This window comes from Fibrella musci (assembly GCF_041321105.1).
GTDB classification, from domain to species: domain Bacteria; phylum Bacteroidota; class Bacteroidia; order Cytophagales; family Spirosomataceae; genus Fibrella; species Fibrella musci.
In genome coordinates this window covers 348,465-365,389 of record NZ_JBGGWD010000004.1, presented here as the reverse complement: position 1 = coordinate 365,389, position 16,925 = coordinate 348,465, and the positions used below count along the sequence as shown (strand labels likewise).

At 53.2% G+C, this 16,925-nt stretch carries 16 protein-coding genes; 11 read left to right on the top strand and 5 right to left on the bottom strand.

The window, feature by feature from the left end:
• Positions 1-39 precede the first annotated feature (39 nt).
• Complete coding sequence (locus ACAW74_RS14715; protein ID WP_370698965.1) at positions 40-810, top strand: class I SAM-dependent DNA methyltransferase; 771 nt, start codon at positions 40-42, stop codon at positions 808-810.
• A gap of 39 nt (positions 811-849) precedes the next feature.
• Complete coding sequence (locus ACAW74_RS14710) at positions 850-2,511, top strand: right-handed parallel beta-helix repeat-containing protein (RefSeq protein WP_370698964.1); 1,662 nt, start codon at positions 850-852, stop codon at positions 2,509-2,511.
• A 4-nt stretch (positions 2,512-2,515) separates the two neighbouring features.
• Here ACAW74_RS14710 and ACAW74_RS14705 read toward each other — a convergent pair whose 3' ends face one another.
• The 3 genes from ACAW74_RS14705 to ACAW74_RS14695 all read right to left on the bottom strand — a co-directional run bounded on the left by ACAW74_RS14705 (position 2,516) and on the right by ACAW74_RS14695 (position 4,970).
• Complete coding sequence (locus tag ACAW74_RS14705) at positions 2,516-3,295, bottom strand: 3-hydroxyacyl-CoA dehydrogenase (RefSeq protein WP_370698963.1); 780 nt, start codon at positions 3,293-3,295, stop codon at positions 2,516-2,518.
• A gap of 584 nt (positions 3,296-3,879) precedes the next feature.
• A complete protein-coding gene (locus ACAW74_RS14700; RefSeq protein ID WP_370698962.1) occupies positions 3,880-4,569 on the bottom strand; it encodes a YjjG family noncanonical pyrimidine nucleotidase in 690 nt (229 codons plus the stop codon).
• Positions 4,570-4,664: 95 nt separating this feature from the next.
• Positions 4,665-4,970 (bottom strand): (2Fe-2S) ferredoxin domain-containing protein, encoded by a 306-nt coding sequence (locus tag ACAW74_RS14695; protein ID WP_015330416.1) that lies wholly within the window; start codon positions 4,968-4,970, stop codon positions 4,665-4,667.
• Between the two features lie 312 nt (positions 4,971-5,282).
• Between ACAW74_RS14695 and ACAW74_RS14690 the strand changes: the two genes are divergently transcribed.
• The 8 genes from ACAW74_RS14690 (at position 5,283) to ACAW74_RS14655 (ending at position 13,354) form a co-directional block, all read left to right on the top strand.
• Positions 5,283-5,882 (top strand): RNA polymerase sigma factor, encoded by a 600-nt coding sequence (locus tag ACAW74_RS14690; protein ID WP_370698961.1) that lies wholly within the window; start codon positions 5,283-5,285, stop codon positions 5,880-5,882.
• Positions 5,857-6,111 carry a hypothetical protein gene (locus ACAW74_RS14685; RefSeq protein ID WP_370698959.1) on the top strand — a complete coding sequence of 85 codons (255 nt, stop codon included), beginning with the start codon at positions 5,857-5,859 and terminating at the stop codon, positions 6,109-6,111. The genes ACAW74_RS14690 and ACAW74_RS14685 overlap by 26 nt, the downstream gene beginning before the upstream one ends.
• A 108-nt stretch (positions 6,112-6,219) precedes the next feature.
• Positions 6,220-7,782, top strand: a complete 1,563-nt coding sequence (locus ACAW74_RS14680; RefSeq protein ID WP_370698958.1) for a M28 family peptidase — start codon at positions 6,220-6,222, stop codon at positions 7,780-7,782.
• A 77-nt stretch (positions 7,783-7,859) separates the two neighbouring features.
• Complete coding sequence (locus ACAW74_RS14675) at positions 7,860-8,093, top strand: DUF4834 domain-containing protein (RefSeq protein WP_370698957.1); 234 nt, start codon at positions 7,860-7,862, stop codon at positions 8,091-8,093.
• 222 nt (positions 8,094-8,315) lie between these two features.
• The gene (gene bamJ / locus ACAW74_RS14670) at positions 8,316-9,101 is read left to right on the top strand and encodes a BamJ family beta-barrel-assembly machinery protein (RefSeq protein ID WP_370698956.1); all 786 of its coding nucleotides are present in this window, start codon (positions 8,316-8,318) and stop codon (positions 9,099-9,101) included.
• Between the two features lie 96 nt (positions 9,102-9,197).
• Entirely contained in the window at positions 9,198-11,294 is a 2,097-nt protein-coding gene (locus ACAW74_RS14665; RefSeq protein ID WP_370698955.1) for a carboxy terminal-processing peptidase, read from the top strand.
• A 475-nt stretch (positions 11,295-11,769) separates the two neighbouring features.
• Complete coding sequence (locus ACAW74_RS14660) at positions 11,770-12,354, top strand: RNA polymerase sigma factor (protein ID WP_370698954.1); 585 nt, start codon at positions 11,770-11,772, stop codon at positions 12,352-12,354.
• 1 nt (position 12,355) lies between these two features.
• On the top strand, positions 12,356-13,354 hold the full coding sequence (locus tag ACAW74_RS14655) for a S1C family serine protease (RefSeq protein WP_370698953.1): 999 nt from the start codon (positions 12,356-12,358) through the stop codon (positions 13,352-13,354).
• Positions 13,355-13,449: 95 nt separating this feature from the next.
• Here the strand turns inward: ACAW74_RS14655 and ACAW74_RS14650 are convergent, their stop codons facing one another.
• Positions 13,450-14,880, bottom strand: a complete 1,431-nt coding sequence (locus tag ACAW74_RS14650; RefSeq protein WP_370698952.1) for an inorganic phosphate transporter — start codon at positions 14,878-14,880, stop codon at positions 13,450-13,452.
• Positions 14,881-15,042: 162 nt separating this feature from the next.
• Positions 15,043-15,747: a GNAT family N-acetyltransferase gene (locus tag ACAW74_RS14645; protein ID WP_370698951.1), complete on the bottom strand. Its 705-nt coding sequence runs from the start codon at positions 15,745-15,747 to the stop codon at positions 15,043-15,045.
• Between the two features lie 488 nt (positions 15,748-16,235).
• On the opposite strand from ACAW74_RS14645, the gene aat reads away from it, so the two are divergent.
• Positions 16,236-16,865 carry a leucyl/phenylalanyl-tRNA--protein transferase gene (gene aat, locus ACAW74_RS14640; RefSeq protein WP_370698950.1) on the top strand — a complete coding sequence of 210 codons (630 nt, stop codon included), beginning with the start codon at positions 16,236-16,238 and terminating at the stop codon, positions 16,863-16,865.
• The last annotated feature ends 60 nt before the right edge of the window (positions 16,866-16,925 follow it).

The window sequence follows — 16,925 nt, the reverse complement described above, 5'->3', positions numbered from 1 at the left end:
TGGCCCAAAGCCCCCAGCCCCTTGCCCCCGCTTTCTCCTATGATTGATAAACGCGCTGAGTACGAACGCATGTTTCGGGCCGAGCAAACGCTCTGGTGGTACCGAATTCTCCACGAAAAGGTGAGCGAGCAGCTTCAGCGTCAGTTTCCGGACCAAACCGACATTGCCATTCTCGACGCGGGTTGTGGCACGGGCGGGCTGTTGCTTCATCTGCAACAGCAGGGCTACACGGCGCTGGAAGGGTTCGATTTCTCGGCTGATGGCGTAGCGTTTTCACAGTCGAGAGGGCTGCGCATCAGTTACCACGACATTCGGCACCTGGCCGACTACGTACCTGGCAAACGCTTCGACGCCATTATCTGCAACGACGTGCTAATGTACATTTCCGACGAAGCCGCCGTTTCGGTGCTACAAACCGTTCGGCAGCGACTCAAGCCCAACGGACTGTTCATCAGCAACAACAACGCCTTCGACGCCTTCATCGGCATTCACGATTACACGGTGGGTGGCCCCAAACGATTTATACTGAGCGACATACAACGGTTTGCGGCCGCTGCGGGCCTGCATATCCGCTATGCAACATACTGGAGTTTGTTGCTCTCCCCGCTGATTTTGGCCGTTCGGAGTTGGCAGCGCTTTCAGATCCGGCGCGGCTGGGTCGACCTCAGCCAGGCAACCTCCGACGTAGACGTACCCAGCCCACCGATCAACCGGCTCTTGTACAGCCTCGTAAAAGCCGAAAGCGCGTTATTAAAAAAGATCCCTTTTGGTAGTTCCCTCTTTACAGTTATGCAGAGCGATGTAACTTAGGTTGCCGATTTGACCATATAGCAATCGGTGTTCCACACCATGATTTTCTCACAACGAGTTACGCTGCTACTGCTTGCGTGGCTGGTAACCCCATGTTCGCTTTGGGCAACCAATTATTACGTAAGCCCTTCGGGCGCTAATAACAATCCAGGTACGTTGGCCAGTCCGTTTGCGACCATTCAACGCGCGCTCGACGTTGGTCAGCCGGGCGATAGCCTGTTGATTCGGGCGGGTGTTTACCACGAAAAACTGATCTGGAAACGATCGGGTACCAGCAACGCTACGATCACGCTTAGAAATTACCGCAATGAGTCGGTAACCGTCGACGGCACAGGCGTGGCTGGCGATGCCTTACTGACAATCAGCTCGTACAGTTTTCTAAGGGTGATGGGTCTCACGTTTCAGACCAACTATCAGCAAGACGCCAAGGGTATCTATGTAGTGGGCGGTGGCAGTCGCCTGTATATTACAAACTGCATCGTCCGAAATGTGGGGTGGATTAACGACCCCAACGCCAACCCAGAAACGCGATCTGGCGGCACCGGGCAGGCGCATGGTATTCTGGTTAATGGACGTACCACGGCAGGATTCACCGACGTCCGGATTACCGGTTGTCAGGTATACAGCATCGTCACGGGCAATAGCGAAGCCGTTACCATCGTGGGTAATGTCGATAGCTTTTCCATTACCAATAACCAGGTAACCGACACCCGCAACATTGGCATTGTGGCAGCGGGGCACTACGGCTGGGCCGTCGATGCGGGCGTACCGGCCACCCTAAATCATGCCCGAAATGGACTCATCGAGGCCAATGTGGTGGCGAACAACCGCCGAATCAACAACGATGCCGCTCCGGCCGGAATCTACGTGGATGGCGGTCGACGCATTCAGGTGATCGGCAATATCAGCCATCACAATGGCAACGGCTTATCGGTTGGCTGCGAAAACGCAAACAACGCAGCGCGCGAGATTCTGGTCGCCAACAACCTGGTCTACGACAACGACAATCACGGCCTTGTTTTCGGCAGCGCAACCAGCACTTCGCACGTGAAACGATCGACTGTCATCAACAACACTCTGTTTCAAAACGGCTCGTTTGCTATTTACAGGCTGGAAGTATTTCTGCAACGAAGCGACAGTTGCCAGATTGCCAACAACATTGCCATTCCCCGCACCGACTCGCACTACGGCATCGGCATATTCGGCTACACGGCATCGAACCTAACCGTCACCAACAACCTGCTCTACCGATACACGGGCAATAGCGCCGATTTGTACGTACCGGGCTCACCCGCGCAGTTCAATCCGCAAAATACACTGACGGTCAATCCTGCGTTTGTCAACCCCAACCTGACCAACCTGAACCTGACGTTGCAGATTTCGTCGCCCGCGGTCAACAGCGGCACGAATCAATACGGTACTCCGTCGACTACCGATCTGTCTGGTCAGTTCAGGGTTGTCAATGGCACACTGGACATGGGTGCCTACGAACGACAGGATGGTGCCTGCCCCGAAACCCTGACCGTGACCAGTCTCCACCTGCTGAGCGGAAAATTCGTTGCCAGACAGCGCGTTGAGTTTACCAACGCTACTTATTTACTCGATGAGCCACTCACGATTGCCAGTCCCCGTGTACGCCTCGCAGGCACCTTGAAGGGCAACAAACTTGTACGGATCTCGCCACAAACGGGGTGCCCCTGACTACTTATTTCGGCGCCATCCGGATGGCGCCGTCCAGCCGGATCACCTCGCCGTTGAGCATGGGGTTTTCTACGATACTTTTGGCCAGCAACCCGTATTCGGCGGGGCGACCCAGCCGCGAGGGAAACGGCACCTGCTGCCCCAGCGACAGCCGCGCTTCTTCGGGCAGGCCCGCCAGCAGTGGTGTTTCAAACAACCCCGGTGCGATCGTCATCACCCGAATACCCGACTTGGCCAGGTCACGGGCGATAGGCAGCGTCATGCCCACAATACCGCCTTTCGAGGCCGAATAAGCCGCCTGACCAATCTGCCCGTCGTAGGCCGCCACGGAGGCCGTGTTGATCAGTACACCACGCTCGCCTTCGCCGTTGGGTACGTTCTTTTCCATCGCAAACGCCGCCAGCCGAATCACGTTGAACGTACCGATGAGGTTGATTTCGATGGTCCGGCGAAACGCGTCGAGCGCGTGCGGGCCATACTCGCCGCCCACTTTACCCAGGGTTTTTCGGGCCTCGGCAATCCCCGCGCAACTGACCGCAATGTGCAACGTCCCGAACGTCTCAACGGCCAGATCGACCGCCTGCTGCACATCGGCCTCGTTCACGACGTTGGTGAGGGCAAACCGAACCCGATCGCCCAGTTCGGTCACTAAGGCGTTGCCCCGGTCCTGATTCAGGTCGGCGATGATCACGTTGGCACCAGCGGCATGAAACGCCCGCACGGTAGCTTCACCCAGTCCCGAAGCGCCCCCCGATACGAGGGCGGTAGCTTGTTGTAAGTTCATGAAGAAGTGCTTTAACTAACTGTCGACCGTTGGTCAACGCGAGCAGGGCCGGTCTTCAGACTATTACAGCTAGTTGTTTCTGAGCAAAAATAGTACGGCGGTGGATTACCGCCAGCCTGATGCCTGGCAACGTACCTGAATAGAAAATCAACCGCTAATTCCGAGCCGAACGATGATGATTTAGGGGTTATTCTATTGATCGTATCGCTGTTTTTTCGCTGAAGAACCAATTAATAAAGAGCCAAGCGCAGATAATTCAGAATAATTACCTCTTTTTTTAGCACTCTACTAATACAAATATACTTTGTAAATGCTCTTTTAGTGGCAATCATATCCCATGCAGGGGTATTTAGAATAGCCATTTCTACCCTTATACGTCGTGCACTATCCATGCCTATGCGTAGTTCTCATTAACCAGAAACAGACGAATAATACGGAGCGAAACAATGCCATCAGGTACGTCGTACTGCTTGAGCATGTTCAGATACACCTAATCGATCAAGCCCATGGAGCATCAGTGACGATCGACTGCGCACTAACCTACACCTGCCAGCTAATCGTTAACGAACGATGGGTCGGGCGGACTACAAAATGGCCATCAGTTCGTTCCAGTGGCGGATGGTGTACGTGGCAGGCTCATCGACGACCTCACCCTTCGGATTATAAAATACGGTGTCCAGGCCAACGGCTTTTGCTCCAAGTATATCGGCCTCGTAATTATCGCCCAGCATCAGGCTCTCGGCAACGCTGGCACCGCTTACGTTCAGGGCATAATCAAAGATGAGCGGGTTGGGCTTTTTGGCATTGGCCTCGGCCGTGGTGACCACGTGTTCAAAAAAATGGGCGATGTCGGCCGAGGCCATCTTTACAGCCTGAATCTCAGCAAATCCGTTGGTGATGATGTGCATCCGGTAGCGTCCATGCAGGTGCTCCAGCAGTTCGCGGGCGGCGTCGGTCAGGTGCGCCTTCTGGGGCAGCAGACGCAGGTAATCCGTATTCAGTTCGGCACAACCGCTTACGTCATCGACGCCCAACGACTGAAGCACCAACGGAAACCGATTCTGCCGGATGTAGTCGTGCGTAATCAGGTCGCGGTCGTAGTCGTACCAGAGTTTTTTATTGATAACAATGAACTGCTCGGCAAACTGGTCGGCCGACGAGATGCCCCGTTCGTGCAGGCGATGCGTTTCGTACAGTTCAGCGATGGATTCCGCCGAATTCCGATCGAAATCCCAGAGCGTATGATCGAGGTCGAAGAAGAGATGTGTATACATATAAAAACAAGCATTGGTCATTAATCACCAGTTTGCGCAGAGCGGGCTCGCTAAGCGGCCCGTCACTACCCGGTGACCAATGACCAATTACTTACTTAAACATCGAGAGCCAGCCGCTCAACCACCTCGTTGCCGACCAAGTGCTTTTCGACCAGTTCGGGTACGTCGGCAAGTTGGACATTTCCGTAGTAAGTGCCTTCCGGATACACAACTACCGCAGGCCCAAAGGCGCAGGCGTCCAGGCACCCTGACGGCTGTGCACGGATGCTTTTTTGCAAGCCGCGCTGCGTCAATTCCTGCCGGAAAGCCGCCACTAAAGCAGCCCCATGCTCGGCGCCACAGCATTTTTTAGGCGCTTCTTTCTGATTGGTACAAATGAAAACGTGCTTCTGAAATTTCATACGTTTGGCAGCATGTCAATATTTTCTGTGGCGAAGGTAGCCCACAGGGGTCGATTAAACCCTAAAGGGCAATATTTATCCAATTATTAGTTGGCACCACGCAACCGCAGAATCGGATTTCTCGTATATTGGTACGTTATTCGCTTTAGAATTGCCGTTAGGTTCGCCAATCCGCAAAAATACCGTCAGCGACTCTTGTAAAATTTGGATAGGTTTTGTTACTTTGATAAGAAGTCAGGCCGATCACATTAAAACTTAACCCGGGACACACTATCGACAAAATCCTCTACGTTACCTAATTGTCTTTCTGAAATGGAAAAAGCCCAGGTTAACGACAGTGAGCTGATTTCGTCGTACATCCGTGGTAGTGAGAAAGCCTTTGAAAAACTCGTTCATCGGCATAAGAATAAGGTCTATACAACCATCTACCTGATTGTAAAAGACCAATATATAGCCGAAGACCTGATGCAAGACGCCTTTATCAAGGCCGTCGATACCATCAAATCGGGTCGTTATAACGAAGAAGGCAAGTTTCTGCCCTGGATTATCCGTATTGCTCACAATCTGGCGATCGACTATTTCCGGCGAGATAAACGCTACCCCAACGTAGTGTTTGAAGACGGAAGCAACGTGTTTAACACGCTCGAATTTGCCGAAGACTCAGTAGAGGCGGTGCAGATTCGGCGCGAGACGCACGAGCATCTGCGCGAGCTGATTCAGCGATTGCCCGAGCAGCAACGGCAGGTGCTTATTATGCGGCACTACGAGGAAATGAGTTTCCAGGAGATTGCCGATGCAACCGGAGTCAGCATCAACACCGCTTTGGGACGTATGCGTTATGCCTTAATTAACCTGCGTAAGCAATTAAGCAAACGTCCTACAAGCTATGACAAAAACGTTTACCCAAGATGATGTAATCCGGTATGTCTACGAAGAGACTTCCGAAGAGGAAAATGTACTGATCGAAGAAGCCCTGATGGCCGAACCCGCCCTGATGGGATTCTTCATGGACGCCCTTGAGCTACGTTCGCTCATGGACAAGATCAGCCGGGCACCCCGCCCCTCGACCGTCGAGACGATCCTTTCTTACTCTACCAACCATCCTTTATCCCAGTTGCGAAACCCGACCGGCGTTGCGTAACTGGGCTTTTTGTTTTGCAGCGATCATCAAAAATTGCTGACGTCTGGCTGGATGCTCACCGGTCACGCGTCAGCAATTTTTGTAAGTTGCTATCTGTTTCCTATCTCCATGCATCAACTTTCTCGTCAAGCCAGTCTTCGAGCCTGCGCCCTACTCGGCGCTTTTGCGTTCGTCTGTCCGTCTACCCCATTACTCGCCCAGCCCAGACCCGGCAAACGCGCCACCGCAACGGTCACGGCCACGGCGCCCGCCCTGCCTGAACAACAGCTGACCAAGGCCGAGTTGGAAGCGCATCTGCGTTTCATCGCGTCAGACGAATTGCAGGGACGCCGAACGGGCTCGCCGGGAAACATGGCCGCCGCCCGCTACATCGCCGAGCAATTTCGCCTGCTGGGTCTTAAGCCAGCCGCCGACAACAACAGCTTTTTCCAGCCGGTGGCGTTGCAACGTACCCAGCCAACAGCATCGGGGCGGATTCGCTTTGGTGCCGATTCGCTTCAACTGGGCAACCAGTTTGTGGTCATGAGCGGTGGCGCCATCAACCAGACGGCCCCCAGCGTTTACGTCGGTTACGGCCTGACCGCCGACGATTATGCTAATAAGGACGTAAAGGGCAAGTATGTAATCACGCAGGTAGGCTCGGCAGAAGCCAAGACGCCCCGCGAACTGATTGGTGCCATGACCACCAAGCGTAAACTGGCTACTGAGCGAGGCGCGCTGGGCGTAATCGAGCTGTTTGCTTCACCAACGGCCCCCTGGGCGTTCGTCAATCGTTATTTTAACAGCGAGCAGTTGGCGCTGGCAACCGCCGGTGAGTCGGCCGATCAGCCGCAGCTGCTGCATATCTGGGCCGATAACGGCAAGGGGCAGTTGAGTGCTTTGAAAGACAATGCGGCCGTGACGGTGCAATCGTCGGGTCGAATAGCCAAACCAGTGCAGGCCGTCAACGTGGCGGGCATTATCGAAGGCTCCGACCCGGCTCTGAAAGACGAATATGTATTGCTCACGGCGCACTTCGATCACATTGGTGTTGGCAAGCAAGGTGGTAGCCCGACTACGCCCACCGATACGATCTTCAACGGTGCCCGCGACAACGGCATGGGCACGGTGGGGCTGTTGGCCGCCGCTAAGACGCTGATGCTGCAAAAGCCCAAACGCTCAGTGATCATCGTTGCCCTGACGGGCGAAGAAGTTGGCCTGCTGGGTAGCCGCTATTACGCCGAGCATCCGTTGATTCCATTGAAGCAAACCATCTTCAATTTTAACATTGACGGCGCAGGCTACAACGACACCAAATTGATCTCGGTCATTGGCCTCGATCGCACCGGTGCGCGTGCCGAAATTGAGCAGGCCGCAGGTACGTTTGGCTTGTCGGTTTTTGGCGACCCCGCGCCCGAACAAGGCCTGTTCGACCGCTCAGACAACGTTAGTTTTGCGGCCAAGGGTATTCCTGCCCCTACGCTGTCTGAAGGCTTCAAGGCGTTTGACGAAGAGCTGATGAAAAATTACCACCAGGTATCCGACAACCCGGACACCATTGATTACGATTACCTGCTACGCTTCTGCCAGGCCTATGCCCGCGCCGCCCGCCTTATTGCTGATCGGACTACGCGGCCGTTTTGGGTAGCGGGTGATAAGTATGAAGCCGCCGGTAAAGCGTTATACAAATAGAAACTCAGTCGGTTGCGTCATGGCAGGATAAACCAAAATCGGTATCCCTACGTTATGACTCTAAACACCTTTTTCCCATGCTGCTAAAGGCCCTTTTTATTCTTACCCTGCTCATCGTTTTTGTACCACCAGTACGTCGGTTCTTATTCTATCTGCTGGTAGGTAGGCAATTAGTGAAAGAGCAGCGCCGGCAGTATGAGCGTAACGCCCCCATCCGGGAAGGCGAGACGCGGGTCACGCCCAAGCCCAACCGGCGGGATGGCTCGTCGATGAAAGGGGGGGAATACGTTGATTATGAAGAGGTGAAATAGATCGCCCAACCGACTTTAACACATTTTAACGAAGCCCGTGCTGCCCGCACGGGCTTTTGTTTTGGCTAACCCTCACCAAATCAGCCAGATGCTGTTTGGACAATTTGCTGATCTGTTGTTAATTTATGTGTTCGGCAGCCGCAAAAACCAAACTATTTATGGGCTGCTACACGTTTTCCAATTAGCCAACCGTTGTTAAAAACAACCTTTTATTCCGTTCTCATGACGTTTTTCCGAGTGGCCGCCGTCGGCCTGATGTCTACTTTTTTCATTACCAACCACGCCTTTTCACAAACCCGGAAAGCAGTACCCGCCCGGCCGTCGGCCCCGGCACGTTCAGCCGCTACTCGCACCGCCACCTCGGCCGGCACCAAAGCAACGTTGAGCAATAGTAACGACTCTTTGAGCTACAGCATTGGTTACAGTATTGCCCAAAGCCTGAAGCAACAACGCCTGAACGACGTTAATACCTCTATTCTTTCGCAGGCGATCAACGACGCGCTTAAAGGGCAGAAGCTTGCCATCGACGAAGGACAGATGCAACAGATCATGATGGGCTATATGCAGAAACAGCAGATGAGCCGCATGGCCGAGCAGTCGAAAGCCGCCGAAGGAAACAAAAAGGTTGGGGCGGCGTTCTTAGCTGAAAATAAATCGAAGCCGGGTGTGCAAACCACAGCCAGCGGTTTGCAGTATAAAATTGAGAAAGAAGGTACAGGGGCAAAACCCACTGCCAGCGATCGGGTTAAAGTACATTATACAGGTACGTTGCTCGATGGCAAAGTGTTTGATAGTTCAGTACAGCGCGGGGAGCCCGCTGAGTTTGGCGTAACGGAAGTCATCAAGGGCTGGACGGAAGTGCTGCAACTGATGCCCGTTGGCTCAAAGTGGAAAGTGTTTATCCCATCTGACATTGCCTACGGCGATCGGGGGGCAGGTAGCGATATCGGCCCGGGCTCGACGCTCGTTTTTGACATTGAATTGTTGGACATTGTAAAAACAAATTAAGCAGGGAGCACGGGGCTTAGGACAGGGGGTTCTTTTTACCCTTACTGGTAGATCCTAACCCATTGCCCCAAGCCCCGCGCCCCCTGCCTGTTCTCCATGCGTAAATACCTGATCACTCTGATTCCCGTGCTGATGCTGAGCTTTCAGCCGGATTCGCGAACGGCCTCCGCGCCGGTTACGTCGCAAACGGGTTACGCACCCGCGCCCGATGATCTTAAACCTACTGTGACGCAGGAGCGCGTTGAACAGGTAGTGACGCAGTTGCTGACTCGCCACCACTACCGAAAAGTTCGCCTAAGCGACTCTCTCTCGGCAGTAGTTTGGGACAACTACCTGAAGAACATGGACCCTAGCCGGGTATACCTGCTGGCGTCGGACATCGCCTCGTTCGAGAAGTACAAAAATCAGATCGACGATGCACTGGTCAACGGTGACTTGACAGCCGCGTTCGATATGTTCAACGTGTATCGTCGGCGGGTGGGCGAGCGGAACGATTATGTGAAGCAATTGCTGACCAAGCCGTTCACGTTTACCGAAGACGAAAGCTACAACGTTGATCGTGAGAAAGCACCCTGGCCGAAAGATGCGGCCGAGGTGAACGAGATCTGGCGGAAGATGCTCAAGAACCAGGCGCTGGAGCTGAAACTGGCCGGCAAGGCCGACACAGCTATCACAACGCTGATGACGAGCCGCTACAAAAACATCACCAAGAACATGGGTCGCATCAAAAGCGAAGACGTGTTCCAGATGTACATGAATGCCTTTGGCGAAGCGCTCGACCCGCACACCAATTACCTGGCCCCCCGTGCGGCCTCGCTCTTCAATGAAGAGATGAGTCAGTCGCTGGAAGGCATTGGTGCCCGGTTGCAGGAAGATGGTGAGTACATCAAAATCACGGATCTGGTACCGGGTGGCCCGGCTTTCCGTAGCAAGCAGTTTACGGCAGGCGACAAAATCACGGGCGTAGCACAGGGTGAAAGTGGCACGATGGTCAGCGTCATTGGCGTTCCCGTCGACGAAGCCGTTAAGCTGATTAAAGGCCCCAAAGGCACAGTTGTGCGGCTTCAGGTGAAAAGTGCCACGGCACTGGCTACCGACGGTCCCAAAGAGATCCGGATTGTGCGGGAGAAAGTGAAACTGGAAGAGCAGCGTGCCCACAAGGAAATCCTCGACATCACGGAAGACGGTCATCCGTATAAACTGGGTGTGGTGAATATTCCGCTGTTCTACCGCGACTTTGAAGGTGCCCGGCGCCGCGAAGCCGATGTAGCCAGCACGACGACTGACGTAAAACGGATTATCGACTCGCTCAAACTGGCGAAGGTAGACGGTATCGTGATTGACCTGCGGGGCAACGGCGGTGGTTCACTCTATGAAGCGATTAACCTGACGGGCTTATTTATCCCGAAAGGACCGGTTGTTCAGGTACGTGATTCAGGTGGTGACACCGAAGTGATGGCCGACTCTGACCCCGGCGTGACGTATGATGGCCCGTTGGCTATTCTGGTCGACCGGTTCAGCGCATCGGCTTCGGAGATTTTCGCCGCTGCCATTCAGGACTACAAACGGGGCATTATCGTTGGTGGCCAAACTTTTGGTAAAGGCACGGTACAAACGTTAATCGATCTCGACAACATGCTGCCGAAGGAACAGGACAAAGTGGGTCAGGTGAAAATGACCGTACAGAAGTTTTACCGCATCAACGGTAGCAGCACGCAGCACAAAGGCGTTACGCCCGACATCGAGTTCCCATCGCGGTTCTCAGCGGAGGACTACGGCGAAAGCTCACAGCCTAGCGCCCTGCCGTGGGATCAGATCAACCCGACGCGCTTTGATGCGACTAACTTCATCAACGATCGGCTGACGACTCGCCTGCGTGACAAGTTCGAGCAGCGTCTGAAAACCGACTCGGACCTGAAGCGTGAGGCTCAGGCTGTGCTTGAGTTTAAGAAAGCGAAAGAAAATACGACCGTGTCGCTGCTGGAAAGCAAGCGCAAAAAAGAGAAGGAAGAAGCGGAGAAGAAGGTCGCTGGTACTAACAAGCCTGCTTCAACGCCCGGTGCCGAAGCTCCCGAGGTAGCTAAACCTACGAAGAAAAAGGATGCCTTCCTGACCGAAGCGGGTCGGATTCTGGCCGATATGATTGCCTTTCAAGGTAACAAACCGAGCCTGACCAAGACCGGCGGCCAGTAGTATAACCAGTTTTTACCAAACCTATAAGGTTTTCAAAACCTTATAGGTTTTTTTATGCCCTGGCTATAACGCAAAAAGCCCCTCGGTTGCGAGGGGCTTTCTGTAAGCAGTGGCGAAGTGATTACTTCGCTGAGTCTGACGCCATTGATGTTGACTCAGGAGCCATCATCGTCGTGTCAGTTGACATGCTGCTAGCAGCGGTGTCAGTTGACATCATTGACGTAGTGTCGGTCGTAGTCGTAGTCGACTCAGCTTTCTTTGATTCACAAGAAGTAGCCAGAGCGATAACTGAGAGAGCGAAGATTGCTGATTTTGCGAAGCCTTTCATGGTCGTAATTTGTTTAGCGGTGATTAGTTAACTTTCCATCCATTAATACCGGGGTGTCGAGAAGGTAACCCACCTTTTTTCAAAAATTTTTATCTTTTTTTTTGGGTTACCCTTTTACCCAAATGTGTATTAACGATTGAGCAGTTGATGAGCGAAACAACGCGGTTGGCCGCAACCGATGAGGCACTCTTGATTGGGTTGGCGGAAGGGTCAGATAAGGCTTTGCATCAGCTCTATCGGCAACATTACCCGATGATCGCGCAGTTGGTGATTGCCAACAGCGGATCAACCGACGACGCGCAGGACATTTATCAGGAAACCCTGATTGTCTTGTACGAGAAGGTAATGAGTGGCGATTTTGCGTTGCATTGCCAGTTGAAGACGTACCTGTATGCCGTGGCACGACGATTGTGGCTGAAGCATCTGGCCAAGCAGGGGCGATCACCGATGATTAGGGCTGACTTTCTGACGGAAGAGCCGATCGAGGTAATTGCCAACGATATGGCCGACCACGAGCAGCGCGATCAGCAGTTTGAGCAGATGGCGACCTCGCTGAATCAGTTGGGCGAACCCTGCCGGACGCTGCTCGAAGATTTTTATATCCGGCACCTCTCCATGAATGCCATTGCGGAGAAGTTCGGTTATACCAATTCGGATAATGCCAAGACGCAGAAGCATAAATGCCTGACGCGGTTGCGGCGAATATTTTTTACCCACTACAAAGAGGAATGATATGAAAGCCAACGATTTAGACCCTATTGAAGGCGCCCTCCGCGACTACGGTCAGCGGCTGGCCTTCAAAGAGAAGTTGGCCCACGTTCATCAGCAACTGGCGGACGAGGGACTACTCGATACAGCGCCGCCGACACGCGGCACGCAGGTACGTAGCTGGTGGCTCGCGCATCGGCCTACGTTGGCTGTAGCCGCCGCCGTGGCTATCCTTACTACGTTCGCCACCATTAGTCTATATCGGTCGTACCAGACAGGCCACAAGCAGGATCAGCAGTATAGCACCATGATGCGAAACATCGCAGTGTTGCAGCAGACTCAGAACAAACTATTGAACAACCTCAGTGGTCGGGGTCGGGTCTTCCAGCAAAACCCCGGTCAGGTAGCAGGTTCGGGCTTCCTGCTCACAACTGCGGGTCTGATGGTAACCAACAACCACATTGTGCAGGGTGCCGACTCGGTGTACGTGCAGAGTCAGCAGGGCGTGGTCTACAAGGCCCGGCTTGTTCACAGCGACCCCACACACGATCTGGCCTTCCTCGACATTGGGCAGGATACCGCCTTCCATGCGTTACCGCCCATTCCGTATGTGTTTAACGCCCGGCCGTCGGACCTCGGTGAGCGCGTGTTTACGCTCGGTTATCCGCGTGAGGAAATCGTTTACGGCGAAGGGTATTTGAGTTCAGGAACCGGTTTCCGGGGTGACTCAGCCGCTTATCAGGTAGCCATCAGCGTGAACCCGGGTAACTCGGGAGGGCCGCTACTCGATGAGAAAGGCAGCGTTATTGGCATCATCACCGCCAAACAGCTGACCTCTGAAGGTGCTACGTTCGCCGTAAAAACCGGCATCCTGCTTGATGCGCTCAACACAATTTCGCCCGATTCACTGAAGGGCACTCCGCTGGTGCTGAATCACAAAAGCCGCATGACCCGCTTGTCGCGTAAGCAACAGATTCGTCAGATGCAGAGCTACGTGTATCAGGTGAAGGTGTTCAAGCACTAAACAAGCAAAGAGCTACGGGCTGAAAAAGCGAATGGCTGACGCAGATGATATGTGCGTCAGCCATTCGCTTTTTCAGCCCGTAGCTCTCTAGTTAGTTAGCCGAGTATCCACCGAAGAATCCAGAACAGGGTAGCGGAGAGTAGTATGGCAGCCGGTAGCGTGAGCACCCAGGCCAAGGCGATACTCTGCACGGTTTTAGCCTGCAAGTTCTTGATTCCTTTGCTGGCGACCATAGCCCCCGCTATACCCGACGACAGCGCGTGTGTAGTACTAACGGGCGCTTTGAAACCGGGGATCAGACCCGATGCCAGACCAATAGTGGTGGCGGCAACCAGTTCGGCCGAAGCGCCCTGTGCATAGGTCAGGTGCGATTTACCGATCTTCTCCCCTACCGTTACCACAATCCGCTTCCAGCCGATCATGGTGCCGAAACCCAGCGAGAGCGAGATCATCAGAATCACCCAGAATGGGGCGTGGTCGGTGTATTTACGCAGTCCCTCTTCTTCAATCGTGGCGGCCTTCGATAGGGCTGATTTGTCGGCGGCACTTAGCTTTACGCTTTCGCTACCAATCAGCGCTTTCACATTGCTACTGATGGTCAGCAACGCCTTCCGAATCAGGATGGCATCTTTCTGTGGGTACGTACCGCTGGTAACCACCGGGCGCAAATTAGCAAGGCTGGTATCGATCTTCTGGATGCGCTCCAGCTCCGATTTTGCCAGCTGCGACTTGTCGATGGCACCAATTTTTTGCTCGACAACCGCCAGATCGGGTTGCAATTGTTTAATATCGAGCCGGGTGTCAATGGAAAAATAAGTGGGTAGGATCCCGATCAGAATCAACATTAGCAGCCCGATGCCTTTCTGCCCGTCGTTGCGGCCGTGAAAGAAGCTGACGAGCGTACAGGTAATGATCAGCAGGATACGGATCCAGCCGGGGGGCTTCTGTCCGGGATGTGGCTCGTCGAAAATCTGCTTGCGAATAGGCCGACTTAAGACCCGCCGAAGCACAAACATCAGAATGACAGCGAGGCTAAAACCAATCAGCGGAGACAGAAACAGCGCCAGGAAAACCTCTTTCGCCTTATCCCAGTTGACAGCCGCCACGCCCATCGTGTTTTCGGGAAGCAGCGCAAAGCCCAGCCCAACCCCTAAAATGGCACCGATGAGCGTGTGCGAGCTAGAGGCTGGCAAACCGAAATACCAGGTACCGAAATTCCAGATGATTGCCGACAGTAACAGCGCCAGCACCATCGCGATGCTGTGGTACACGTTCTGATCGACCAATAGCTCAACGGGCAGCAGGTTGACGATACTCATACCAACCCCTACGCCACCCGTAACAACGCCAATGAAGTTGACAATCCCCGACCAGACAACGGCCTGTGTGGGTTGCAGCGAGTTGGTATAAATGACGGTGGCAACGGCGTTGGCAGTATCGTGAAAGCCGTTGATGAATTCGAAGGCTAGTGCGGCCAGGACGCAAAGAGCCAAGAGGAGGAAAATGCCGGTCTCTAAGCCGAACATAGTGGATAGCCGTTAATTACCGTTAATCAGGCAGTGGGTTCGCCTGCAAAGGTCCGCTAATCCGTTGGGTAGTCTGCCCCCTACTATATTAAGAAATTGTTAATCGGCTCCTTATTCCGGGTCAGGTACGTTCCCCTGACCCGGAATAAGGAGCCGATACACTCAGGCTGCTTCTAACTCGCGATCCCGCTTTTTGGGAGCCGGACGTTCGCTAAATCGCAACAACACCCGCTCTTTCAGACGTTGCCAGCGTTCATACAGTTTCGATTCCTTCAGGAAATTCCAGGGGGCTTTCTTCTCCTGTTGCTTGTGCTCTTCCGGATCGTAAAGCATCCCCGTACACAGGCAGTGCTTGCGGTTCGTTCGCGTCAGGATATCGTAGTTCACGCAGGTTTGGCACCCTTTCCAGAAGGCTTCATCGCCCGGCAGTTCGTTCAGCGTTACGGGCTGATAGCCGAGATCACTATTGATTTTCATCACAGCGAGGCTGGTTGTCAGCCCGATGATCTTGGCTTCGGGATATTTGGTCCGCGACAGTTCGAAGGCTTTCGCCTTGATCCGCGTAGCGATGCCACTCTTCCGATAATCCGGATGAACGATCAGCCCTGAATTGGCAACAAATTTACCGTGGTCCCACGTTTCGATGTAGCAAAACCCAACCCATTCGCCGGTTAGCGTCTGAGCAATAATCGCCTTGCCTTCCAACATTTTTTCAATGAGGTACAGGGGCGAGCGTTTGGCGATACCCGTTCCCCGGGCTTTAGCGCTTTCGGCCATTTGCTGACAGATGGTTTCTGCCAGCCCAATGTGGTCTTTGTTGGCGACCTGAACGATGTATTGATCGTTAACTATTTCGTGCGTGATCATCGTCATTTATTGAACGCCCGACAACGAGTCGGCGGCGGCCTCAAACGGAGACGTTTTTATCCGGATGATGAGAAAAGATGGAAAGAAAGAAAATGGGGCGAAGAGGGCCTGCTACGGAAGCAGGACAGCGTTATAGGGTCCTCACGGACCTGAACCGATAGGGCGTTGTGTGGCAGATTGCCTGTATGTAGCCGAGTTGGTTCATGTGCTTGTTCGTAAACGCGGGCAAAAGTCGAAAAATTGCTCTGACCTTGCAATGCATAAACAGATTTTTAACGATTTCGTTCGGCTTTTTTTTAGGTCGTTCCAAAGGGATGGTTTGGCTACTCTTTCTGCGCCAGTGAAGACACCCATTTATACAGCAAAAGTGCCGCCAATAACTATTCGCAACTATTCTTGTTTCTTCATAATTCATTGATGGCCGTTCTTGTAACTTACCAAAAAGTTTTCTATAACTTTGTCATATACAGCATCCCTTTCGGACCCCCATGAGCAAGTTGACCGCCGACGACCTGATCTACGGCTATATCAACGGCATCTTCCCGATGGCGGATGCAGATGGCACGCTTTATTGGTATTCGCCAGACCCACGTGCCGTTATTCCACTCGACTCCTACAAACCAGCCAAATCGCTTCGTCCGACGCTGAACAAGCGCCTGTTCGATGTGCGCATAAATACAAACTTTGAGCAGGTTATGCGGCATTGCGCGATTCCGCGCTCTGAAGACGATAGCACCTGGATCTCTGAAGAAATCATTGAGGCCTACACAGAACTTCACCATGTCGGTTTAGCCCACAGCGTTGAAACGTATATAGATAACCGTTTAGTTGGCGGGCTTTATGGCGTAGCGATCGGGGCGGCCTTCTTTGGCGAATCGATGTTTCACCTTGTTCCTAACGCGTCGAAGGTGGCCTTTCACCACCTGATTCTCATCCTGCGTGAACAGCAGTTTCAACTGCTTGATACGCAGTTTATTAACGACAATGTGAAACGGTTCGGGGCTATTGAGATTCCCAAACGTACCTACAATGATATTCTAAAGAAAGCATTGAAGCAGAAGGCCCGCTTTACAGAAGCGGCTATTGAGCATCTCTTCAAAAGCCACGCAGGCGACTGAAAAATGGTCTAAAGTTCAAGGTTCAATAGTGGCTGACGCATAAATAAGGCACTACGGCTA